This window comes from Enterobacter sp. S-33, from assembly GCF_028735835.1.
Classification (GTDB): Bacteria; Pseudomonadota; Gammaproteobacteria; order Enterobacterales; family Enterobacteriaceae; genus Enterobacter; species Enterobacter vonholyi.
Genome location: NZ_CP117838.1, coordinates 3,466,026 through 3,488,614 on the forward strand (window position 1 = coordinate 3,466,026; position 22,589 = coordinate 3,488,614).

The 22,589-nt window shown below is 58.1% G+C and carries 18 protein-coding genes; 4 read left to right on the plus strand and 14 right to left on the minus strand.

Features of this window, described 5'->3' with window-relative positions:
• Positions 1–68: 68 nt before the first annotated feature.
• From ispG to PUP35_RS16375, 6 genes are all read right to left on the minus strand, one after another.
• Complete coding sequence (gene ispG, locus PUP35_RS16350; protein WP_133294915.1) at positions 69–1,187, minus strand: flavodoxin-dependent (E)-4-hydroxy-3-methylbut-2-enyl-diphosphate synthase; 1,119 nt, start codon at positions 1,185–1,187, stop codon at positions 69–71.
• A gap of 26 nt (positions 1,188–1,213) precedes the next feature.
• Positions 1,214–2,227 carry a cytoskeleton protein RodZ gene (rodZ, locus tag PUP35_RS16355; RefSeq protein ID WP_274240622.1) on the minus strand — a complete coding sequence of 338 codons (1,014 nt, stop codon included), beginning with the start codon at positions 2,225–2,227 and terminating at the stop codon, positions 1,214–1,216.
• A 292-nt stretch (positions 2,228–2,519) separates the two neighbouring features.
• A complete protein-coding gene (locus PUP35_RS16360) occupies positions 2,520–3,686 on the minus strand; it encodes a bifunctional tRNA (adenosine(37)-C2)-methyltransferase TrmG/ribosomal RNA large subunit methyltransferase RlmN (RefSeq protein WP_014171168.1) in 1,167 nt (388 codons plus the stop codon).
• Between the two features lie 169 nt (positions 3,687–3,855).
• On the minus strand, positions 3,856–4,287 hold the full coding sequence (ndk, locus tag PUP35_RS16365) for a nucleoside-diphosphate kinase (protein WP_003860625.1): 432 nt from the start codon (positions 4,285–4,287) through the stop codon (positions 3,856–3,858).
• Between the two features lie 156 nt (positions 4,288–4,443).
• On the minus strand, positions 4,444–6,768 hold the full coding sequence (gene pbpC, locus PUP35_RS16370; protein WP_149366381.1) for a peptidoglycan glycosyltransferase PbpC: 2,325 nt from the start codon (positions 6,766–6,768) through the stop codon (positions 4,444–4,446).
• A 1-nt stretch (position 6,769) separates the two neighbouring features.
• Entirely contained in the window at positions 6,770–11,722 is a 4,953-nt protein-coding gene (locus tag PUP35_RS16375) for an alpha-2-macroglobulin family protein (protein WP_274240623.1), read from the minus strand.
• Between the two features lie 286 nt (positions 11,723–12,008).
• Here PUP35_RS16375 and PUP35_RS16380 point away from each other — a divergent pair, with 286 nt between their 5' ends.
• The 4 genes from PUP35_RS16380 to PUP35_RS16395 all read left to right on the plus strand — a co-directional run bounded on the left by PUP35_RS16380 (position 12,009) and on the right by PUP35_RS16395 (position 16,639).
• Positions 12,009–13,553, plus strand: a complete 1,545-nt coding sequence (locus PUP35_RS16380; protein ID WP_115876002.1) for a PTS transporter subunit EIIC — start codon at positions 12,009–12,011, stop codon at positions 13,551–13,553.
• Between the two features lie 12 nt (positions 13,554–13,565).
• Positions 13,566–14,933, plus strand: a complete 1,368-nt coding sequence (locus tag PUP35_RS16385; RefSeq protein ID WP_274240624.1) for a 6-phospho-alpha-glucosidase — start codon at positions 13,566–13,568, stop codon at positions 14,931–14,933.
• Between the two features lie 90 nt (positions 14,934–15,023).
• Complete coding sequence (gene sseA, locus PUP35_RS16390) at positions 15,024–15,869, plus strand: 3-mercaptopyruvate sulfurtransferase (protein WP_274240625.1); 846 nt, start codon at positions 15,024–15,026, stop codon at positions 15,867–15,869.
• Entirely contained in the window at positions 15,869–16,639 is a 771-nt protein-coding gene (locus PUP35_RS16395; protein ID WP_133294922.1) for a MurR/RpiR family transcriptional regulator, read from the plus strand. The genes sseA and PUP35_RS16395 overlap by 1 nt, the downstream gene beginning before the upstream one ends.
• Before the next feature lie 17 nt (positions 16,640–16,656).
• Here the strand turns inward: PUP35_RS16395 and sseB are convergent, their stop codons facing one another.
• The 8 genes from sseB to iscU form a co-directional block, all read right to left on the minus strand.
• Positions 16,657–17,433, minus strand: a complete 777-nt coding sequence (gene sseB, locus PUP35_RS16400; protein WP_133294923.1) for an enhanced serine sensitivity protein SseB — start codon at positions 17,431–17,433, stop codon at positions 16,657–16,659.
• Between the two features lie 78 nt (positions 17,434–17,511).
• Complete coding sequence (gene pepB / locus PUP35_RS16405; RefSeq protein ID WP_149366375.1) at positions 17,512–18,798, minus strand: aminopeptidase PepB; 1,287 nt, start codon at positions 18,796–18,798, stop codon at positions 17,512–17,514.
• Between the two features lie 60 nt (positions 18,799–18,858).
• Positions 18,859–19,059, minus strand: coding sequence for a Fe-S cluster assembly protein IscX (gene iscX, locus PUP35_RS16410; protein ID WP_003860650.1), 201 nt, complete (start codon positions 19,057–19,059; stop codon positions 18,859–18,861).
• Position 19,060: 1 nt separating this feature from the next.
• Positions 19,061–19,396: an ISC system 2Fe-2S type ferredoxin gene (gene fdx / locus PUP35_RS16415; RefSeq protein ID WP_003860652.1), complete on the minus strand. Its 336-nt coding sequence runs from the start codon at positions 19,394–19,396 to the stop codon at positions 19,061–19,063.
• Between the two features lies 1 nt (position 19,397).
• Positions 19,398–21,248: a Fe-S protein assembly chaperone HscA gene (hscA, locus tag PUP35_RS16420; RefSeq protein WP_127731962.1), complete on the minus strand. Its 1,851-nt coding sequence runs from the start codon at positions 21,246–21,248 to the stop codon at positions 19,398–19,400.
• 14 nt (positions 21,249–21,262) lie between these two features.
• Positions 21,263–21,778, minus strand: coding sequence for a co-chaperone HscB (hscB, locus tag PUP35_RS16425; RefSeq protein ID WP_115876009.1), 516 nt, complete (start codon positions 21,776–21,778; stop codon positions 21,263–21,265).
• Positions 21,779–21,858: 80 nt separating this feature from the next.
• On the minus strand, positions 21,859–22,182 hold the full coding sequence (gene iscA / locus PUP35_RS16430; protein ID WP_003860659.1) for an iron-sulfur cluster assembly protein IscA: 324 nt from the start codon (positions 22,180–22,182) through the stop codon (positions 21,859–21,861).
• 13 nt (positions 22,183–22,195) lie between these two features.
• Positions 22,196–22,582: a Fe-S cluster assembly scaffold IscU gene (gene iscU, locus PUP35_RS16435; RefSeq protein ID WP_003860661.1), complete on the minus strand. Its 387-nt coding sequence runs from the start codon at positions 22,580–22,582 to the stop codon at positions 22,196–22,198.
• Positions 22,583–22,589: the final 7 nt, after the last annotated feature.

A 22,589-nucleotide genomic window follows, 5' to 3' on the forward strand; every position in this document is an offset into this window, starting at 1 on the left:
TCTATATACAAAAAAAACCCAAAGAATGGGTTCAATCATACATGGGAAGCGGCACGCTTCCCATCACGTTATTTTTCAACCTGCTGGATGCTGATACGCTGTGTCTCGTCCATCATGGCGGCTTTGGCGCGGATGCGGGCTTCAAGCTGGTCGATCATGTCGCTATTATCCAGACGATCTTTACGAACGCCATCTTCATAGAGACCACTTTTCTTGTTACCGCCGGTCACGCCCAGGGTTGACACCAGCGCTTCACCCGGACCGTTTACCACACAGCCGATGATGGAGACGTCCATCGGGGTGATAATGTCTTCCAGACGTTGCTCCAGGGCATTCACCGTCCCGATCACATCAAACTCCTGACGTGAGCAGGTTGGGCAGGCAATGAAGTTGATCCCACGCGCGCGAATACGCAGCGACTTCAGGATATCGAAACCGACCTTGATCTCTTCGACCGGATCGGCCGCCAGCGAGACGCGCAGGGTGTCACCAATCCCTTCTGAGAGCAGTAGCCCAAGACCGATCGCGGATTTTACCGAGCCGCTGCGCAGGCCGCCCGCTTCGGTGATCCCGAGATGCAGAGGCTGGTCGATCTGCTTTGCCAGCAGGCGATAAGACTCTACCGCCAGGAACACGTCGGACGCTTTTACGCTGACTTTGAACCGATCGAAGTTAAGACGATCGAGATGATCGACGTGACGCATAGCGGATTCGAGCAGCGCCTGTGGCGTAGGCTCGCCGTATTTTTCCTGCAGGTCTTTTTCCAGGGAACCGGCGTTAACGCCAATACGGATAGGGATATTTTTATCGCGGGCGCAGTCCACGACCATGCGGATACGCTCTTCGTTACCGATGTTGCCCGGGTTAATACGCAGGCAATCGACGCCGTATTCGGCCACTTTCAGTGCGATGCGGTAGTCGAAGTGGATATCAGCCACCAGCGGAACGCTGACCTGCTGTTTGATCAGTTTGAACGCCTCTGCGGCATCCATGGTCGGGACGGAGACGCGAACAATGTCCGCACCTACACGCTCTAATGCTTTGATTTGGTTGACCGTCGCTTCCACATCGGTGGTGCGCGTGTTGGTCATCGACTGAACGGCGATAGGTGCCCCATCGCCGATTGGCACATTCCCAACGTAAATCCGTTTCGATTTTCTACGTTGAATCGGAGCCTGGTTATGCATGAAAAATCTCCCGCGTTGCCCGTCTGTTACTGTGCTGCTGATTGTTCGGCATTAACGGTAAGACGTGCAACCTGGTTAGTTCTGATAAAGCGGCTCAGGTCGACAGGTTTTCCTTGATACTGGATCTGTACCGCTGCCGGAGCGCCGATTTTAAGTTTATAAGGAGCCTGGCCGATTAGATTTAACGTGCCATCTTTACGCTGCAGGCCGCTGAACAGTTTTTTACCAGTCGCGTCAGTAACTTCCAGCCAGCAATCGGCGCTGAAGTTCATCACCAGTGCGTTAGGATCGGCTGCTGTCGCCGTACCCGCCGGGCTGGTTGGCAGAGACGCTGCGGTATTGTCTGCAGGCTGAGTAGCCGCAGGCGCGTTCGCCGCCGTATCAACATTTGCCTGAGAAGGGGCAACAACCGCATTTTGATCCTGAGCCTGCGGCGCATTGGTGTCAGCCGTTGCTGCAGGAGCCTGTGCCGCACCGGTTGCAGACGCGTCAGGCGCTGCGGTCTGTGGTTCGCTGGAGGACGCAGCACCGTCGGTATTCAGCGGCACGCTCTGGCCGTTATCCGTTCCGGCCTGGTTGAGTTCAGCAGACGATTGATCGGCCATGGTGGTGATCTCTTCCTGCTGCGCCTTGTGGTTTTGCCACCACCATGCACCGGTCAGACCGATCACCACAAACAGCACAAGCCAGGTAAAGCTCATCAGCCAGCCGTCACGTTTTTTACGACGTTTCCCCAGAGAGAAGGTCTGCATCGGCGCAACTTTTGCTGCACGGACCGGCGCCTGCTTCTCCATCATTGGCAGTAATTCGTTTTCGGGGATATGCACCAGTTTTGCGTAAGAGCGGATATAACCGCGCAAGAACGTTGAAGCCAGATCGGCAGGCGCCTTATCTTCTTCAATATCGCGAACCGTGGAAACCTTCAGGCACAAGCGTTCCGCAACGGCTTGCTGGCTGAGTCCGAGTTGTTCACGGGCGTTGCGAAGACGAACGCCAGTGGAGAGTGCTTCATGTTGGTCGTGAGTGGCTTCAGTATTCATTCGCTACAACTACTGGTACGTGAAAAATAAGGGTTCAGGCGCCGGTGAGTCACAATGCCACCCGCACCGCGAAACTTCTGGTCAGTTAACCTTGAACAGAGAGTATAAGACTGTCAGCCCGGAGATGACAGTACAGCCCTGCCCGTACGGCTAAACTGTTGTTACGTCGTTACATACTGCCCGAAAGTCGGATGAAACGCACCGTAATTATTAATCAGTCATCACGAATCTGACTGATTATTCATAAGACTATGCCTCACGGCGCAGATAATGCGCCGTGAGTGCATAATAATCAAACAGCTTTAACCGCGATCGTCTCGCCCTGCATGCGTTTACGCAGGGTACGTTTGGTACGGTCAATAACATCACCCGCCAGCTGTCCGCATGCGGCATCAATGTCATCACCACGGGTTTTACGCACGATGGTGGTGAAACCATACTCCATCAGCACCTTGGAGAAACGGTCGATACGGCTGTTCGAGCTACGGCCATACGGCGCGCCCGGGAACGGGTTCCATGGGATCAGGTTGATTTTGCATGGCGTATCTTTCAGCAATTCAGCCAGCTGATGCGCATGTTCAGTACCGTCGTTGACGTGGTCAAGCATCACGTACTCGATAGTGACGCGGCCCTGGTTGGCGTTGGATTTCTCCAGGTAGCGACGCACCGCAGCGAGGAAGGTTTCGATATTGTACTTTTTGTTGATCGGCACAATTTCGTCACGAATTTCATCGTTTGGCGCGTGCAGGGAGATCGCCAGCGCGACGTCAATCATGTCGCCGAGCTTGTCCAGCGCAGGCACAACGCCAGAAGTAGACAGCGTGACGCGACGCTTGGACAGACCAAAACCGAAGTCATCCAGCATGATTTCCATCGCCGGAACGACGTTGGTCAGGTTCAGCAGCGGCTCACCCATCCCCATCATCACCACGTTGGTGATAGGACGCGTACCGGTTACTTTTGCCGCGCCCACGATTTTCGCGGCACGCCAGACCTGGCCAATAATTTCTGAAACGCGCAGGTTACGGTTAAAGCCTTGCTGCGCGGTTGAGCAGAATTTGCACTCCAGCGCGCAGCCAACCTGGGAGGAGACGCACAGCGTAGCGCGGTCTTCTTCCGGGATGTAGACGGTTTCAACGCGCTGATCGCCAACCGCAATCGCCCATTTGATGGTGCCATCCGCGGAGCGCTGCTCTTCCACCACTTCCGGCGCGCGGATTTCAGCCACTTCTTTGAGCTTGTTGCGCAGGACCTTGTTGATGTCAGTCATGTCATCAAAATTGTCGCTGCAGTAATGGTACATCCACTTCATGACCTGATCGGCACGAAACGGCTTTTCGCCCATCTCTTTAAAGAACTCGCGCATCTGCTGACGGTTCAGATCCAGCAGGTTGATTTTTCCATTTTTATTGGGAACCGCAGGAATGGCGACTTCGGAGGTATTCACTAATTCAGACATAATATTTACCGGCCTCGTTGTTACACGTTATGGCCCATGGAGGGTTGAATAGAAACGCCCCGGAAAGCGGTCTGCTCGTCCGGGGCGTTGCATTGTACAAAGTCTGGCGCAGGGATGCCACGTCTGGACGCGGCATTTACGAAAATAATGTGTAAACGAAACCGTTAAATTAACGGGTACGTGGACACACTTCGCCTTCAGCGAAGAAGAAAGCGATTTCGCGTGCAGCAGATTCAACAGAGTCAGAACCGTGGGTACCGTTCTCGGTGAAGCTATCTGCATAATCAGCGCGCAGAGTACCAGCCAGCGCGTTGTCCGGGTTGGTTGCGCCCAGCAGATCACGGTGACGCTGCACTGCGTTTTCGCCTTCCAGCACGGAGACCACGATTGGACCGGAGGTCATGAACTCAACCAGGCCGTCAAAGAATGGGCGACCTTCGTGCTCAGCGTAGAAGCCGCGAGCCTGCTCAACGGTCAGGTGCAGCATTTTGGTGCCAACAATTTTGAACCCTGCAGATTCAAAGCGAGCGAAGATACTGCCAATAACGTTTTTTGCCACCGCGTTTGGTTTGATGATGGAAAAAGTACGTTCAATAGCCATGATAACCTCTGTCAATGTTCTGTTGTTTTGCATACCTGAGTATGGTGTGGCGCGGATTATAATGAGCAATGGCGCCATTGCCTATGGATTCAGGTAACATTTTTTTAAAATAAGACGAGTTTTAGCAACAGCTCACATCAGAAAGCTTTTTTCAGGTCACTGCAGCGTAAAATTCACCGTCGCGACCTGCCCGGTCTCATCCATAACGAGTAACTGATAATCGCCCGGTTTATCAAGCTGTAATGTGTAAACTCTTCCCTTCACATTCAGCGGTTCACCGTTCAAAAACCACCAGCGCTCACCGCTATTGCCGGTCGCCTGAAGCGGCAGCGAAACGCGGGGTTCCCCCGGCAGACGTTTGATGACGGCCCCTTCGCGCACGCCTGTCAGAATGAGTGGCGCAGGTGCGTCCTGCGACAGCGGAGGACAGGTTGTTGATGAAGGAGGGACCCGTACCGCACGACGCTCGGTTGCGGGTAGCCACGGCTCCAGCGGCAGTGGCCAGACATCCAGGACTTTCTCTGTAGCATCCGGGCAATCTGCCGCCACGCGTTTACCTGATTTATCCAGCCAGACCGGGAAACGGATCCCGCGTATGCCTTCCTGTTCGGGCAAGAGCAGCGTGGGCGGTTCACTCCCATCCAGCAGCCAGGTCGACAGGCGACGTCGACAGTTTTCACTGCCTTCCGGCAGCGACTGGCCGCCCGGCCAGCAGATTACGCCCCTCCCGACGCTCTCCGGACGCGGATCGCGCGGCAGGCGGGCTTCGTCTACCGTTGAGCGCGACTGAAGCAGGTTATTGACCTGGTTTAATAGCGGCACCGCGCTGGCAAACCCAAACTGTCCCGCCACGGGCGTACCGTCCGGTCGCCCGGTCCAGATGCCTATCACGTAACGGGCATTCAGACCGATGGCCCAGGCATCACGGTAGCCGTAGCTGGTGCCGGTTTTCCACGCCAGCGGCGCAACCTGCGGTAGCGCATTATCCGGCAGTGGCTGCGCTTCATTGGCAAGAATCCGGCGAATAATCCACGCCGAGCCCGGTGATAACAGCGGACGTTCAGTCAGCGGATCGCCCGGCTGCAGGCGCAGCCTTCCCGCCCTACCGTGTCGGGCAAAGGCGCTGTAGGCAGCGGTGATATCTGCCAGCCGCGCGCCTGCCCCGCCGAGGATCAGAGACAGATTTGGCTGCGCCCCCGCTGGCAGGATCAGCGGCAAGCCTGCATTGCTCAGCATCCCGGCAAACCGTTTTGGTCCGTAGGCTTCCAGCACCTGTACGGCCGGCAGGTTGAGAGAGCGCACCAGCGCTTCACTCATGCTGACCGGTCCGTGGAAACCGCTGTCAAAATTTCCCGGGCGATAATCACCGGTTTTTCTTGGAACGTCCTGAAGCAGCGAGGCGGGATGGATCAGTCCTTCATCCAGCGCCATGCCGTAGATAAAGGGCTTTAACACCGATCCCGGCGATCGGATCGCATTGACCATATCCACGTGGCTGAAACGCGTGTCATCGTTGATATCCACCGACCCCACCCAGCCGCGCACTTTCATATCGGTATGATCGACCACGATCATCGCCAGCGAGCTGCGTGCCGGCAGGCGGGATTTCCAGTTCATTGCCAGCTCTTCCAGCTGCCGCTGCAGTCCGGCATCCAGCGTGGTGACAATTTTCGTGTCGCGACTTTTGCCGAGCATCATCCGTGCAAAGAGCGGCGCCAGCTGCGGCATCTGCCGGGGCGCCAGCCATACTGATTCTTCACGGGATTCTTTGACCTGCTTTGCGGACCAGACGCCCTGCGTCGCCATGCGGTCGAGCACTTTGTTGCGCGCCGCTTCGGCCCGTTCAGGCCAGCGGTCCGGGCGTAAACGACTCGGTGCCTGCGGCAGCACCGCCAGCAGCGCCGCGTCGGAATAGCTGAGCTGCGACGGCGGCTTGCCCAGATACGTCCAGCTTGCAGCCCCCACGCCCTGCAGCGTACCGCCAAACGGGGCGCGGTTGAGATAGAGCGTGAGGATCTCACGCTTGGAAAGATGCCACTCCAGCTGCATGGCACGCCAGAGCTGGCGAATTTTGCCGCCAACGGTGCGCGGATGCGGGTCCAGCAGTCGCGCGACCTGCATGGTGAGCGTGCTGCCGCCAGAAACCACTCTTCCGGAAGTGAGATCCTGCCAGGCAGCGCGCAGAACAGAAAGCGGGTTTACGCCGGGGTGATCCCAGAACCAGCGATCTTCATATTGGATCAGCGCCTCAAGATAACGGGGAGATACCTCTTCGATCGTCACCGGATAGCGCCAGATCCCATCGCTATCGGCAAAACGCCAGAGCGGCGTGCCCTTCTCATCCACCACCACCCGGGCAGGGTTAACCTCTTTCAGAGGCAACGGCCACAGGCGGTCGGCGGCGACAATTAGCCCCCATAAAACGAGAAGCGCTCCCGCCAGCCAGAGCCAGCGGGAGCGTGTCAAACGTGCCATTCGCATATTACGGAACAACAATCAGCGGGCCACTGGCCGCCCCCGTTGCCCGCCACTGCGGCACATACATGGACTCGACCATCGGAACCGGCACCTGGTAGGTTCCCGGCGTCACGGCGCGCGCCAGATAGACCAGCGTGACCGGCTGACCTTCATTTACCGGCACGGCGGCCACAAAGCGGTCGTCGCGGAATTCCATATGCTGAATGTCCGCCTGCTGCATCTGGCTGAGCAGGTTCTGTACTTCACTACCGCTGTCCTGCAGGCTGGCGCTGCTGCTCGCCAGGTTCTGGTTTTCCAGCTCCAGACCCGCAGGGAGGAGATCCACCACCAGCGCATCCGGCACGTTCTGGCTGGCTTTAACTTCCAGCCACACCAGCACCAGCTCACCGCTCTTCAGGGAAGAGAGTGATTTAGTGCTGCCGTCGGTTGCCAGGATATGACGTTCAACCTGCAGCACGTTCGCGCTCGGCTGAGGGGTGTATTCCGGATATCCGGTGCTGTCCAGACGCACCCACAGCGGAGTCGTGCCGGTATTGGTCACCTGCAGCGCGCCAAGCTGGTCGCCGCTCACGTTTTGTACCAGTGACTTATCGCCGCCTGATGCGGTCTCAGACAGAGAGGTTTTCGCCTGCCATGTACCGGACAAGGTTTGCAGCGAACGTCCGGCCAGGAACAGCGCGTTGCTCTCCTGCGTTGACAGCCAGCGTTGGCTGAAGGCCTGTTCAGACAGAGCATTCAGCAGCGTATTCTGCGCATCCGGCAGCAGCTTGTACTCCTCCAGCAGGGAGAGCATCAGCGCGTTATCGCGAAGCTGGCTGCCGTAATCGGCCATCCAGGTTTTGCTGTCGTTACGCGGTGTTTTGAGAGCCAGATCCAGCGCCTGCTGGCTGCGCGGCGCATCGCCCATCAGCTTGAGCGCCATGCCCAGCTGCATGAGCGGTAGCCCGGACGCCGCCTGAGCGTGACGTTCCCAGATTTCACGCAGCGCGCCCAGCGGTGCTTTTTGCTGACGTGCCAGCACCAGAGCGGCATAGGCCTGCACGGCAAATTTACTGGCCTGAGTATCGTCGCTGTAGCGAATGGACATCATGCCCGGATCCTGCAGGTAGCGCAGCAGGCGGCTATTGGCGTTATTCACCGCATCGGCAGGTACGCTGTAACCCTGCTCGCCCGCGCGCACCAGGAAGTCGGTCACGTAGGCCGTCAGCCAGTACTCTTCCGGACCGTTTTTATCCCACAGCGCGAACCCGCCGTCTTCACGCTGCATCTGCAGCAGACGGGAAATACCGATATCAATGGCGGCACGGCGTTTATCGTCCGTATCACCTTTGATGCCAAGCGCCGTAAGCTGCGCCGCGTTAGTATAGAGCGACGGGAACAGGCCGCTTGCGGTCTGCTCCAGGCAGCCATACGGATAGGCCTGCAGCTCACGAATGTAGCGCGCCAGGTTGAGCGGTGGTTTTCCGCTCAGCAGCAGTTGCCCCTGCAGGGTGGCAGGAGAGAAACCGTTACTATGCTGCGCCGGTGCGGTCCAGGATTCGCCAGGGTTCAGCATGGCACCGGTATTGACCGTCTGCGCCGGGAACGCCGGACGCACGCCGATTTTCCAGCTCTTCTGCTGTGGCGCAAAGGTCTCGCCCGGAAGCTGCAGGCCGATAACCTGTGCTGTCACCTCACCGTCACCATAGCCTTCCAGCGCACGCACCGGAATAAAGAGGGTGGTTCGTGCCCCCGGAGGCAGTTGCACCGGCTGCGGCTGTCCGCCTTCCAGCGATAGTTTGCCTGTTGCGGTCAGGGCAACGTTCAGCGTTTGCGGCTGGTCGGTCAGGTTGGTTAGATCCAGCGTCAGCCGCGAGGTGTCTCCGCTTGCCAGGAAGCGTGGGGTATTCAGCTCGGTAATAACCGGCGCGGCTACAATAATCTTGCTTTCACTGCTGCCGAAATCGTCCTCCGTCCAGGCCTGCGCCATCAGACGCAGCTCACCGTTAAAGTCTCCAATCGGCAGCGTAATCGTGCCTTCCCCGTTGGCATCCAGCGTGACCGGCTGTGCCTGCTGGGCAATGATGGTGACGTGGTTCACCGGCGGTTTGCCGCCGCGCTTCAGTTCATCCCCATCGCCACCGAAGCGCAGCGCGGCCAGGCGGCCCTGCCCTTCAATGACCTGGCCATAAATGTCGTAGATATCCGCGCCGTAGCGCTTCTGACCAAAGAAAGCCTGCCAGGGATCAGGCGTCACGTAATCGGTAATGTTCAGCACGCCGCTGTCCACCGCCGATACCAGGACGTTCACCTTCTGCGGCACGGCCCCCTCTTTCACGCTGGCTTTCACCTTCACAGAGAGCGTCTGGTTTGGTCGCATTTTCTGCGGGCTATCGAGCGCAATATTCAGGCGACGGTTTTCGTCGCCCATCGGCAGATGCAGCAGGCCGACCGCGCGTTTCGGCGTAGCGGATTTTGATTTATCCCCAGGACGCACCACCAGCGTACTCAGATAAAGATCGTGACGTTTCCACGCCTTGTCGACCGGGATCGCGAGATCAAGCCCGTTTGCCGGTACGTCGATCTCTTTCCACCACAGCGGCCCTTCGCTGGACTCGATCATCGCATAGCCCTTGCCAGCGGCCGGCGCGGCAATGTGCAGGTTGATGGTATCGCCTGGCTGATAGGCTGGCTTATCTAGTTTTAGCGTCACGCGGTCAGGCCGCGCGGCTCCTGTGCCGTCGCTGTTATCCTGCCAGCTATACCCTGCCCAGAAGCGTACGCTGCTGACCATCTCATCAGGTGCTTTCACCTCGAGACGATAAGAGCCCCACTCCACCGGGAAGGTGACTTTACCCGTCTCGTTGGCCTTGAGCGTCAGCTCCTGCTCGCCTTCAACCAGGTCTTTCTGATCGAACTGAGACTGCCAGCCCTCGCTCTCAGACCAGTTCCAGAAGTAGTCGCGGCGCTCGCGGATCAGGCGAACCTGCAAACCGGACACCGGTTTTTTCGCGCCGCTGGCATCGGCGTAAACGATATCGAAGCTGGCGTTGCCGTTCTCATCAACAATCGGCTGGTTGACGGTGGTATCGGTGCGGTAATCGTAAACCGCCTTGCTGGCGAACTGAGGACGGATACCCGGCAATTCCGCTGCGGGCCAGATGGCCTGCTCAGCACGACGCGTCACTGGGCGACCGCCCGACTCCAGCAGGCTGGCCTGCAGGATAAGCTGCAGCGGAGAGTGCACCTCTTTCCACTGGCTTTCGGTAGAAACCTGCCCACGCCCCTGCTCATCAAGCGTAAGCTGCACTTCATCCAGACTGCGGCTCAGGTTCTCTTCGGCGATATCGCCAAACTGGAAGCCCGGCAGCGCAGACACCGCGTCACGCAGCGGACGCAGGAAAAGCTGGCCCTGCAGAGAATTACCGTTGGCCGGTGCGCCATACAGGTAATAGCCCACCACGTTAAAGTCGACGTTATCCTGCGGTGATAGCGGCGTTTTTTGTCCGCTCAGGTTGAGCGCCATGCGCTCTGGCATGAAGTCTTCGACATGGAAGTCCCACAGACGCTGCAGGTTATCGCCCGTGTTGGCGCGTATATGCCACATGCCGGTCTGCGCTCCGCTGTCCAGCGTATAGTTAAAGCGATAGAGCCCGTTCTCTGGCTTGACGACAATGGTACGCGCGACCTGTCCATCCGGACGCAGCACGTCAAGCTTCACGGGCTGATCGGGAAGTGGCTTACCGTCACTGTCGCGCAGCAGGCCGTTGAGGATCACCGTTTCACCCGGGCGGTAGAGATCGCGCGGGCCAAACATAAAGAACTGCTTGCTGTAGCCGGGGCTACCGGCAATATCGAACTCCGCCAGATCGAGCGCCGGCAGCTTGAGGTCAAGCAGCGTGGTCTGGCCGTCTTTGCTGGCCAGAATCAGCGCGGCCTCTTTGTCGGTTTCAAGCTTCGCATGGCCGTCGGCATCGCTGTTTGCTTCGGCAAGGGTCTGCCCTTTGTCATTCAGCAGGGTAACGGTAACCCCGGACTGCGCCGCCCCGTTTTCCAGGCTCTGGGTGAAGATGTCCAGGCGGTTATGATAACGGTGAGCGGACAGTCCAATATCGCTTAAGGTAAAGAGCGTCGCGGCGTTGCTGTAGTTGTAGTGCCCGGCCTGGTTCATGACCGCGATATAAACGCCAGACTGCTGGAGCGGTTTAATATCCTTCAGAGGCAATAGCAATTTTTCGCGCGTGTTGCGCGCCGGATTAAGATCGAATCGACCGGTGTAAACCAGTTCCGCCATCTTCAGCAGGTTGTCGGATTCCCAGTTGGTCAGCGAGTTACGGTACTCCCACTGACTAACAAGGGAGGCCAACGATTCAGGCTTCACGCGGTAAAAGTTGACATCGACATTGTTGACGTTGAGCGCCATAACCGGCAGCCCTTCCACCACTTTACCCGGCAGCAGCGAGCCGCGGCTGGCAAAACCGACGGTGGGTTCAACGTCCCGGGTGGTCAGGGCTTTCTCATAATCAGTACCAAACGTCGCTTTGTTCAGCGCCTGCAGGCCAGGTTCAACGGTGACGACCAGGTTGCGGTTAGGCTCCAGATGGCGCAGGCGAAGCTCTTTCAGGTTAGGCGCAAGTTCCCACGCCCCGTCAACCTTGCCGCTTTTCTTATCCACGACATGCACTGTTTTCGCGAAATCCTGTTCAGGATTCAGCGGAACAGAAAAGGTCAGCACCAGCGTGGCAGCACCGTCTAGCTGGACTTCAGAGGCATCCAGCAAGGTCAGCGCTTTTCCCTGACTCTGGGCGGCCAGTTTAGCCAGCGTTTCAGCATTGGGCTTTTCCGCGGCTTTTGGTGTGGATGCGGTGGATGCCGCGGGAGCCGCAGCCTGAGATTTATCGTCGCTGTTATCACAGCCGACAAGCGTAAACGTGGTAAGCAGCGCAAGAGAGAGCGCGGCTAAGCGAAACGGTTTCATCCTTTGTCCCTGGCCCAGGGGGCCTGTTGGTCGTCGTCCGGATAAGTATTATCCGCAAGTTTCATTAATTCAAAAAGTCCAATTTTAGAGTCTGGAAAGCGCCTCGCAGAGTGACATCACGCCGCTACGCCGTGATGGAACCGCGATCACAAGACATAACGTCACATGTTACCTTCCAAGTCATTTGTTTTTAAAACAATAAGATAGCTGGATAAACGTGCCTGAAGACTGCTAGTTTTATGACCATGACGCACCCCGAGTGCGCGGTTCAATAAGAGAGAAAGCCATGAAACGAGCCGTGAACGCCCTACAAAATTTCGGAAAATCATTGTACGGACCGGTACTTATCTTACCGATCGTCGGTCTGTTTATCGCCTTTGGTAACGTGCTGGGTAACGGTAATCTCGCGGAGTACCTGCCGTTTCTTGGACATCCTCTGATTCAGCATACTGGTCAGCTTATCGCGAAATCTGCCGTGTCGGTGCTGGTTAACCTGGCGCTGGTGTTTGCCGTCGGTATTCCGATTGGTCTGGCGACGCGTGATAAAGGCTATGCCGCACTGATTGGCCTGGTCACCTTTATCGTGTTCATCAACGCCATGAACGTCACGCTGCAGCTGCAGGGCGCGCTGGCGCCAGTTGCCCAGATGAAAGCGGCCGGACAGACAATGGTGCTGGGCGTGCAGGTGCTAGAGATGGGGGTCTTTGCCGGGATCCTGACCGGAGCGCTCTCCGGATATCTGTACAATAAATACTCCGGCGTACAGTTTAACGGCGCGATGGCGATTTACTCCGGCCACTGTTTTGTCGCCATTGTAATGCTTCCGGTCTCCATGCTGCTCGGCGTGGTGATGAGTGAACTGTGGCCCTTTGCCCAGCACGGCATCAGCGCCCTGGCGCTTGCCATCAAAGGCTCCGGGCCGTTTGGCGTGGCCATCTACGGCTTCCTGGAACGCATTCTGGTTCCCACTGGCCTGCACCATCTGGTTTATACGCCGTTTCTCTATACCGAGCTGGGCGGTACGCAGGAGGTGTGCGGCGCAACATATCAGGGCGCGCGCAATATCTACTTCGCCGAGATGGCTTGCCCGAACGTGAAGCAGCTCAGCAGCACGGTGGTGTGGGACGCGCGCGGCATCAGCAAAATGTTCGGCCTGCCTGCCGCCGCGCTGGCGATGTATATGACCGCAAAGCCGGAGCGTAAAGTCATTGCGAAAGCCATTCTTATCCCCGCGGCGCTGACCTCGCTGCTGGTCGGCGTGACCGAGCCGATTGAGTTTTCATTCCTCTTCGTCGCCCCGCTGCTGTTCGTGGTGCACGCGGTGCTGACCGGCATCGGCATGATGCTGTTCTCGCTGCTGGGCGTTCACGCCATCGGCGCCAACGGGATTATCGACTTCATCCTTTACAACCTGCCGCTCGGCACGGAGAAGTCCAACTGGCCGATGTACATCGTGGTGGGGCTGATCGTGTTTGCCCTCTACTTCGTGGTGTTCCGCTTCCTGATCCTGCACTTCAACATGAAAACGCCGGGCCGTGAGGATGACGACAAGGAAACGCGCCTTTACAGCAAGCAGGAGTACCAGGCGAAGGGGAATAACGACGGGCTCGGCGAATCCATCGTGGTAGGTCTCGGAGGCCGGGAAAATATTCAGGTCGTGGATAACTGCTACACCCGCTTACGCGTCACGGTGAAGGACGTCGCCATTATCGACGAGCCTCGGCTGAAGGCGACCGGCGCGAAAGGGATTATCAAACAAGGTAACAACGTTCAGGTGGTCTACGGGCTGCACGTCAAAAAAATGCGAGAAGCCGTTGAGACGTTTCTCTGAAAGGAGCTAAAGATGTTTACACCCCCATTCATTCTGTCGATTGCCGGCGGCGGCAGCACCTACACGCCGGGTATTGTGAAAAGCCTGATGGTGCGCCTGCAGGATTTCCCTCTGGCCGAAATCCGCCTTTATGACATCGACGAGGCGCGTCAAAGCACCATTGCGCCCGTCGTCGAGAAGGTGGTTCGCGACCACAGTCAGAGCATCAAATTTACCGTCACCAGCGATCCGGAAGTGGCCTTCAGCGGCGCGCATTTCGTCTTCGCCCAGATGCGCGTCGGCCAGTATAAAATGCGCGAGCAGGATGAGAAGATCCCGCTGCGTCACGGCGTGGTGGGCCAGGAAACGTGCGGACCCGGCGGGCTTGCCTACGGCCTGCGCACGATCCTGCCGATGGTAGAGCTTATCGATCTGGTCGATCGCTACGCGCATGAAAAAGCCTGGATCGTGAACTATTCCAACCCGGCGGCGATCGTCGCGGAGGGCGTGCGGCGTCTGCGCCCGAACGCGAGGGTGCTGAATATCTGCGATATGCCGGTGGCCGCGATGCGCAATATGGGGGCAATTCTGGGTGTCGATCGCCACAAGCTGGAGGTCGACTACTTCGGCCTGAACCACTTCGGCTGGTTTACCCGCGTGCTGGTGGACGGCGAAGACAAGCTGCCCGAGCTGCGTAAGCATATCGCAAAGTTTGGCCTGCTGACGGAAGACGCGGCTAAAACCGATCCGCAGCATTCCGATCCTTCATGGGTGAAGACCTGGCGCAATATCAAGCCGATCATGGACAACTTCCCGGAGTATCTGCCGAACCCGTATCTGCAGTACTACCTGATGCCGAACCAGATTGTGGAGCATCAGAACCCGGACTATACCCGCGCCAATGAAGTGATGGACGGGCGTGAGAAAAAGCTGTTCGCCGCTGCCGAAGAATATAAGCGAACCGGGATCCTGCCTGATGCCTTCCACGTGGGCGTCCACGGCGAGTTTATTGTTGATGTCGCCTGCTCGCTGGCCTTTAACCTGCGCAGCCGACATCTGGTGATGGTGGAAAACCGCGGGGCGATCGCCAACCTGCCGTACGATGCCGTGGTGGAAGTGCCCGCTTATATCACCTCCGAAGGCCCGGAACCGATTCGCGTCGGTCAGGTGCCGCTGTTCCATCAGACCCTGCTGCAACAGCAGCTCGCCTCGGAACAGCTTCTGGTGGAGGCGACCATCGAGGGCAGCTATGAGAAAGCCCTGCAGGCGTTCACCCTCAACCGCACCGTGCCGACCATGGAACATGCGAAAGTGATTCTTGATGAGATGATCGAGGCCAACCGCGACTACTGGCCTGCGCTGCAAAAAGCCTGGCAGGACGGCGAACCGGTGAAAAAATAGGGGCTTGCTCGCGAGTTGAACGTGGTTTGCTTGTCGGTGTCAGAAAAAACACCGACAATCCTTTTTTACGGAAAAGAATGGAGGCAACCCATGTCCACCTCATATTTTGTCGCTGCCGACTGGCTGATTGAGCACGGCGACGATCCGGAAGTTCAGATTATCGACGCTCGTATGGCCCCTCCGGGGCAAGAGCATCGTGACGTGCCCGGTGAATACCGTGCCGGGCATCTGCCTGGCGCGGTATTTTTTGATATCGAAGCCCTTTCCGATCACACCTCTCCCCTGCCGCACATGCTGCCGCGCCCGGAAGCGTTTTCCGTGGCGATGCGCGAGCTGGGCATCAGCAAAGATAAGCACCTCGTTGTCTATGATGAAGGTAACCTCTTCTCAGCGCCGCGCGCGTGGTGGATGCTGAAAAACTTCGGCGTAGAAAAAGTCTCGATTCTGGCGGGCGGGCTGGCGGGCTGGAAGCGCGACGAACTGCCCCTTCAGCAGGGTGACGTCACGCTACCGGAAGGCGAATTCGATGCGACCTTTGACGCCCACGTGGTAAAACGCCTGACCGACGTGCTGGTCGTGAGCCATGAAAAAACGGCGCAAATCGTTGATGCCCGTCCTGCTCCGCGCTTTAATGCCGAAGCGGATGAACCGCGTCCGGGGCTGAAGCGCGGACATATTCCGGGCGCGCTGAACGTGCCGTGGGGCGATCTGGTGTTTGAGGGCGAGCTGAAAACCACCGACGAGCTGCGCGCTATTTTTGACCAGTCAGGGGTTGATTTACATCGTCCGATTATTGCCAGCTGCGGTTCCGGCGTGACGGCCTGCGTAGTGATTCTGGCGCTCGCCACGCTCGGCGTAAGCGACGTCACGCTCTACGACGGCGCCTGGAGCGAATGGGGTGCGCGAGACGATCTGCCTGTCGAACCCGCGAAATAATGGATAACCGCCTGGCCACGCTGTTAACGCGCGGGGCGTCGCTGACCCGCGCGGAGTATCGCGTCCTCGCCCACCTCACGGAGCATCCGCTGCTGGTGGGCAACATCACGGTTCGCGAGCTGGCGCAGGCGACGTTCGTTTCTACAGCCACCATTATGCGGCTATGCCAGAAGCTGGGGTTCAGCGGCTTTAGCGAGTTTATCTGGCACTGCAAGCAGCTGCTATCCGACACGCCGCATATTGCCGCTCAGGCGCAGTCGCGTCCTGAACTCCCGGTGCTGTTTAATCAGTTTATCGCCAACTATCAGCATACCTTTCAGTGGGTTACCCAGGAGAAACGCCAGCAGTTTGCTAACCTGCTGCGCCAGAAAGAGAGTTTCTTTCTCTACGGCGCCGGGTTTTCTTATCTGTTTGCGGAGTACCTGACCAAGAAGCTGCAGGTACTGGGCAAAACGGCGTTTATCTCCGGGCCGGGTGACAGCCGGAATATTTTCCTCAGCAACGCCGCCCGCTATCAGGTGTTTATTGCCGTCTCGCGCAGCGGCGAAACGGAACAGGTGCTGGATAAAGCGAGGATAGCCAAAAACGTCGGTATGACGATCGTCGCGTTTACCCGCGCCTCCGCCAATACGCTGGCGGGAATGGCTGACGTGCATTTTGCGCTCTATGACGAAGCGGTACACTTCGCCGCCGAAGCGGCAGGGGTGACGTCGTTTGAGTCGAATCTGGTGCTGCTGATGGATTTACTGCTGCTGGAAGCAACGGGGTGATATTCACCCCGCCGTAATCAGATGATGCGGTTGGTTTTGAGATCGCGCAGGAAGCCGCCCCAGCGACGCTCGTAGAACGGGGTGATGTGCTCGGTAATAAAGTGGCTGATGCCCTTCTCGCCGTTCTTCACCTGGCAGATATCAATCGGCTCGTCGCCCGGTAGCGTGTCGGTTGCCACGCTGCCCGCCGCCTGAATGATTTCGTCGATATCGCCGTCCGCCTCAATACCAATCAGCAGAACCGGCTGTTCGTCCGCACGCTCTTTAATGGAGCAGAGAAACGCGCGCCGGACGGGCTTGAGCGTTTTGAACAGCGTCGTCAGGGAATCAATCATCTGCGCGGGTGGCTCGGCCACCTCAGAGAGCAGCAGCGTTTCGCCCCCTTCCAGCACTTCCTGCGTGCTGAGCGGGTTGCCCTCTTCGCCAATCAGGTGGCTGATTTCACGCGGCGTAAACTCTTTCCCGGTCGGCAGCTTCGCGTTCAGGAATAGCGTCTGGCCGAGCGTCATTTCAAACAGGGTACGCACCGGCATCACCACGAACGCCTGTTCGTCTTCTACCGCTTTCTGAAGCGCTTCCAGCGAGGTGAAGAACGGGATCACCGACGTGCCGTCGTCTTTCTCCCAGTGCAGCAGATCCAGCGCGCTGTCTTCTACGACCTGCTCACCTTCCGCGGCGGTACCCGGCACCCAGACGGTCGATTCCAGCAGGGTGCGGAAAAATGCCGGACGGTGGGCGGGCTCGGTCGCCGCCTGCTCCAGCAGGGTTTCTAATTCGTTTTTGGTTTCGGACATAGCAATTCCAGATGTCGAATTTCCCCCTCACCCCTGCCCTCTCCCATGGGGAGAGGGTTAGGGTAAGGGCAAAGAGCATTACTCAGCCGTTAGCAGGTTCGCCACGGTACGCACGCCCAGACCGGTCGCGCCCGCGGACCACTGCTCAACCGCTGCTTTACGGTAGGTTGCGGAGCAGTCAATGTGCAGCCAGCCTTCGTGATAATTCTCAACGAAGTGGGACAGGAACCCTGCCGCGGTGCTTGCACCCGCCGGGTACGCCGCGCTGGCGGTATTGTTCAGCTCGGCAAAGTTGGACGGCAGCTGGCTGCGGTGGAACTCGGCCAGCGGCAGACGCCAGAACGGCTCGTTTTCCGCAGCGGCGCTTGCCAGCAGGCGAGCAGCCAGCTTGTCGTCGAAGCTGAACAGCGCATGGTAATCGTTGCCCAGGGCGGTTTTCGCCGCGCCGGTCAGGGTCGCCATGTCGATGATCAGCTCAGGCTTCTGGGCAGACGCGTCGATCAGGCCATCGGCCAGCACCAGACGGCCTTCGGCGTCGGTGTTCATCACCTCAACGTTTTTACCGTTGCGGTAGCGAATAATGTCGCCCAGCTTGAAGGCGTTACCGCTCACCATGTTGTCCGCGCAGCACAGATACAGCTTCACGCGCTTTTTCAGACCGCGGGTAATCGCAAACGCCAGCGCACCGGTGATGGTTGCCGCGCCGCCCATGTCGGACTTCATGGAGTCCATGAACGCGCTCTGCTTCAGGCTGTAGCCGCCGGTGTCGAAGGTGATGCCTTTACCTACCAGGCAGGCAAAGACCGGCGCTGCTTTATCGCCGGTTGGGTTGTAGTCCAGCGCCAGCAGGACCGGAGGACGCTCGGAGCCGCGGCCCACGGTGTGGATACCCATGTAGTTCTGCTCGCGCAGGTCTTCACCCTTGGTGATGCGGTAGGACATTTTGTCGCCCGCCACGCCGCACAGCAGGTCAACCGCGCGCTGCGCCAGCTGCTCAGGGCCTAACTCTTCCGCCGGAGCGTTAATGGTGTCGCGCACCCAGTCGATGATTTGCAGGCGGCTTTCCAGCTCTTTTTGACCGGCTTCGTCGAGGTTCGCCCACTCAATTTTGCGGCTGCCTTTCGGCCCTTTGTAACCCGCCCAGAATGCCCAGCTGCGGTCGGTGTCCCACCCTTCGCCTTCCAGCGAGACATGCTTAATGCCCAGACCGTCAATTTTACGCGCGGCGCGCTGGATCAGGCCCAAATCATCGTTGCCCGTCAGGTGCAGGGTAATACCGTCGTTGTTGATGCTGTAGGTGGCTTTTTCGCCCCAGCGCGCGTCGGCGGGCTGCGTAGAGAGCGTAATCTTCATCGCTTCGGTCATTTTATTTTTCCTTATTAGCAACTAGCAAACGGGCCGCCTGAAGGCAGCCCGTTTTGTTATTTATTCTGCTTCATCTAACCAGACTAACAGAATCGCCTCCAGAATTTTTTCATTGGATGCGTTTGGATCGTCGTCGAAATCCTCTAAATCGCAGATCCACTGATGCATATCGGTGAATCGTACGGTCTTCGGATCGAGATCCGGGTTCGCGTCGTAGAGCGCTTCGCCGATTTCACGGCTGTCTGTCCACTTCAGTCCCATATTAATGCTCGCGTGCGTGGTTGATGGTGTAGCGTGGGAATTCCACGACCAGATCTTCATCGGTCACCGCGGCCTGGCAGCTTAAGCGGCTGTCTGGCTCCAGACCCCATGCTTTATCCAGCATGTCGTCTTCATCTTCGGTGCTCTCGGCGAGAGAGTCGAAACCTTCACGCACGATGCAGTGGCAGGTGGTGCAGGCACAGGATTTTTCACAGGCGTGTTCCACTTCGATACCTGCACGCAGGGCTACATCGAGAATGGTTTCACCGGTCTTCGCTTCCAGAACAGCGCCATCCGGACAGAGGTCCGCATGAGGCAAAATAACAATCTTTGGCATATTAAACCTCGTCCACGGACTGGCCTTTCAGCGCGACGCGGACAGATTTGTCCATGCGGCGAGCAGCGAAGTCCTGGGTTTGTTTATCAACGTTTTTAATGGCTTCTTCTATTGCGTCAGCGTCATTGCCTTCGGCCACGGCGCTTAAGCGCGCGGCAGCGTCGTCAATCACCTGGCGCTCAGCGGCGCTGAGCAGCGCGGCGTCGGCAGCGAGCGCGCCGTTCAGGCTCTCCAGCACGCGTGCGGCTTCCACTTTTTGTTCCGCCAGCATACGCGCCTTCACATCCTGCTCGGCGTAGCTCATTGAGTCCTGAATCATGGAGGCGATTTCGCCATCGGTCAGGCCGTAGGACGGCTTCACCTGAATGGACGATTCCACGCCGGTGGATTTTTCCATCGCCGTGACGCTCAGCAGACCGTCGGCGTCCACCTGGAAGGTGACGCGAATATGTGCCCCACCCGCAGGCAGCGCCGGGATGCCGCGCAGCGCAAAGCGCGCCAGAGAGCGGCAGTCCTGCACCAGCTCGCGCTCACCCTGCATCACGTGGATGGACATCGCTGTCTGACCGTCTTTGAAGGTGGTGAACTCCTGCGCGCGCGCCACCGGAATGGTGGTGTTACGCGGGATCACTTTCTCCACCAGGCCGCCCATGGTTTCTAAGCCCAGCGACAGCGGGATGACGTCCAGCAGCAGCATTTCGCTGTCCGGCTTGTTGCCGACCAGAATATCGGCCTGGATCGCTGCGCCCACGGCAACCACTTTGTCCGGGTCGATGGAGGTCAGCGGCGTGCGGCCAAAGAATTCGCCCACGCGCTCGCGCACCAGCGGCACGCGGGTCGAACCGCCCACCATGACCACTTCCAGCACCTCGTTCGCCTCAACGCCCGCATCTTTCAGTGCGCGACGGCAGGCCAGCAGGGTGCGTTTAACTAAAGGCGCAATAAGTTCGTTGAACTGGTCGCGGGTGATCTCTCCCTGCCAGCCCGCAACGTTCACACTTACGGACTGCGCATCGCTCAGGGCGATTTTGGCGTCAATGGCCGCATCCAGCAGTTCACGCTGTACGCGCGCATCGCTGCGATCGCTGATGCCCGCCTGCTCGCGGATGTAGTCCGCCAGCAGGTGGTCGAAGTCATCGCCGCCCAGCGCGGAATCCCCGCCGGTCGCCAGTACTTCAAACACCCCGCGGCTCAGGCGCAGGATAGAGATATCAAACGTCCCGCCGCCGAGATCGTAAACCGCGATTACCCCTTCCTGACCGGAATCGAGGCCGTAGGCAATCGCAGCCGCCGTCGGTTCGTTCAGCAAACGCAGCACGTGCAGGCCCGCCAGACGCGCGGCGTCTTTGGTGCCCTGGCGCTGTGCGTCGTCAAAGTAGGCAGGAACGGTGATCACCACGCCGTCCAGATCGCCGCCGAGCGTCGCCGTGGCACGCGCCGCCAGCGCTTTGAGGATGTCAGCAGAAACACGAATCGGGTTCAGCAGACCGGCCGCGGTCGCAATCATCGGCAGGCCGTTTTCACTGGCCTGCAGCTGATACGGCAGATGCGGGTAGCGGGTCTGAATATCGGCCAGCGAGCGGCCCATCATGCGCTTGACGGAGCTGATGGTGTTGGCCGGATCGCGCGCGGCGTTAGCGCGGGCGTCATAGCCTACCGCGTGACCCTGCTGCTGGTAGTGGACCACGGAAGGCAGCAGATGGCGGCCCTGCTCGTCAGCCAGCGTTTCCGCCTGGCCGCTGCGCACGGTCGCCACGAGGGAATTGGTGGTGCCCAGATCGATACCCACCGCCAGACGACGCTGGTGCGGTGCGGCACTTAAGCCAGGCTCACTAATTTGTAATAAGGCCATAATTGCTTCCGAAATTAAAAATCGAGCAGCTTTTCTTCGAGTTGTTCAGCACTGCTTCGCAGTTTATCGAGAAAACGGAGTTTGCGCACAGTATCTGCCGCCACGTCCCAGGTCTCGTTGTTCAGTTGCTCCACCATCTGCTGATGGCGGGTATCGAACATGCCCTTCACGCGCGTAATAAAGCTTTCCAGACGCACTTCGTCTTTGGCCTGTTCAATCTCATCCAGCTCTTCGCGAAGCTCCAGCTGCTCCATCAGAAACGCCGTGTCACGCACGGTGTGCTGTTCGCTCGCCAGATCGAAACCGTGGAGCGAGAGCAGATATTCAGCGCGCGCCAGCGGGTGGCGCAGCGTCTGCCAGGCCTGGTTGATGGTGGCAGAGTGGGAAACCGCAGCCAGCTGCTCTGCCTGAGTACCGCTCGCGAATTTGTCCGGATGGTACTGACGCTGCAGATCCTGAAAACGGATCGTCAACGCCTGGAGATCGATCGGGTATTGAGCGGGTAGTCCGAAGAGAGTGAAGTAATCCATAACAATCTCAGGGGTAGCCTGTTAGAACAAACCCCACGCGCAGCGGGTAACGCCACGGTGGGGTTTCGGATGACGCGCGGTTAAACGTGGAAGCTTTCGCCGCAACCACACTCGTCTTTGACGTTCGGGTTCGTGAACTTGAACCCTTCGTTCAGGCCTTCTTTAACGAAGTCCAGCTGAGTGCCGTTGAGGAATTGCAGGCTTTTGCCATCGACCACCACCTTCACGCCCTTGTCTTCAAACACGGTGTCGTCAGACGCCGGTTCGTCAACAAACTCCAGTACGTAAGCCATACCAGAACAGCCGGAGGTACGTACGCCCAGTCGCAGGCCAAAGCCTTTACCACGGTTCGCCAGAAAAGAGCTTACTCGCGCGGCAGCGCTGTCGCTAAGGGTAATCGACATACTCAAACCTCAATTATTTTGCTTCACGTTTGCTTTTGTAATCCGCAATGGCGGCTTTGATCGCGTCTTCTGCCAGAATTGAGCAGTGAATTTTCACCGGTGGCAGTTCGAGTTCTTCAGCAATATCCGTGTTCTTGATTGCCTGTGCTTCGTCCAGAGACTTGCCCTTCACCCATTCGGTAACCAGGGAGCTGGACGCGATAGCAGAACCGCAGCCGTAGGTCTTGAAGCGCGCATCTTCAATGATACCTTCATTGTTGACTTTAATCTGCAACTTCATCACGTCGCCACACGCTGGCGCACCGACCATGCCGCTTCCAACAGATTCGTCGCTGTTGTCAAAAGAGCCAACGTTGCGTGGGTTTTCGTAATGATCGATGACTTTTTCGCTGTATGCCATGATTGAA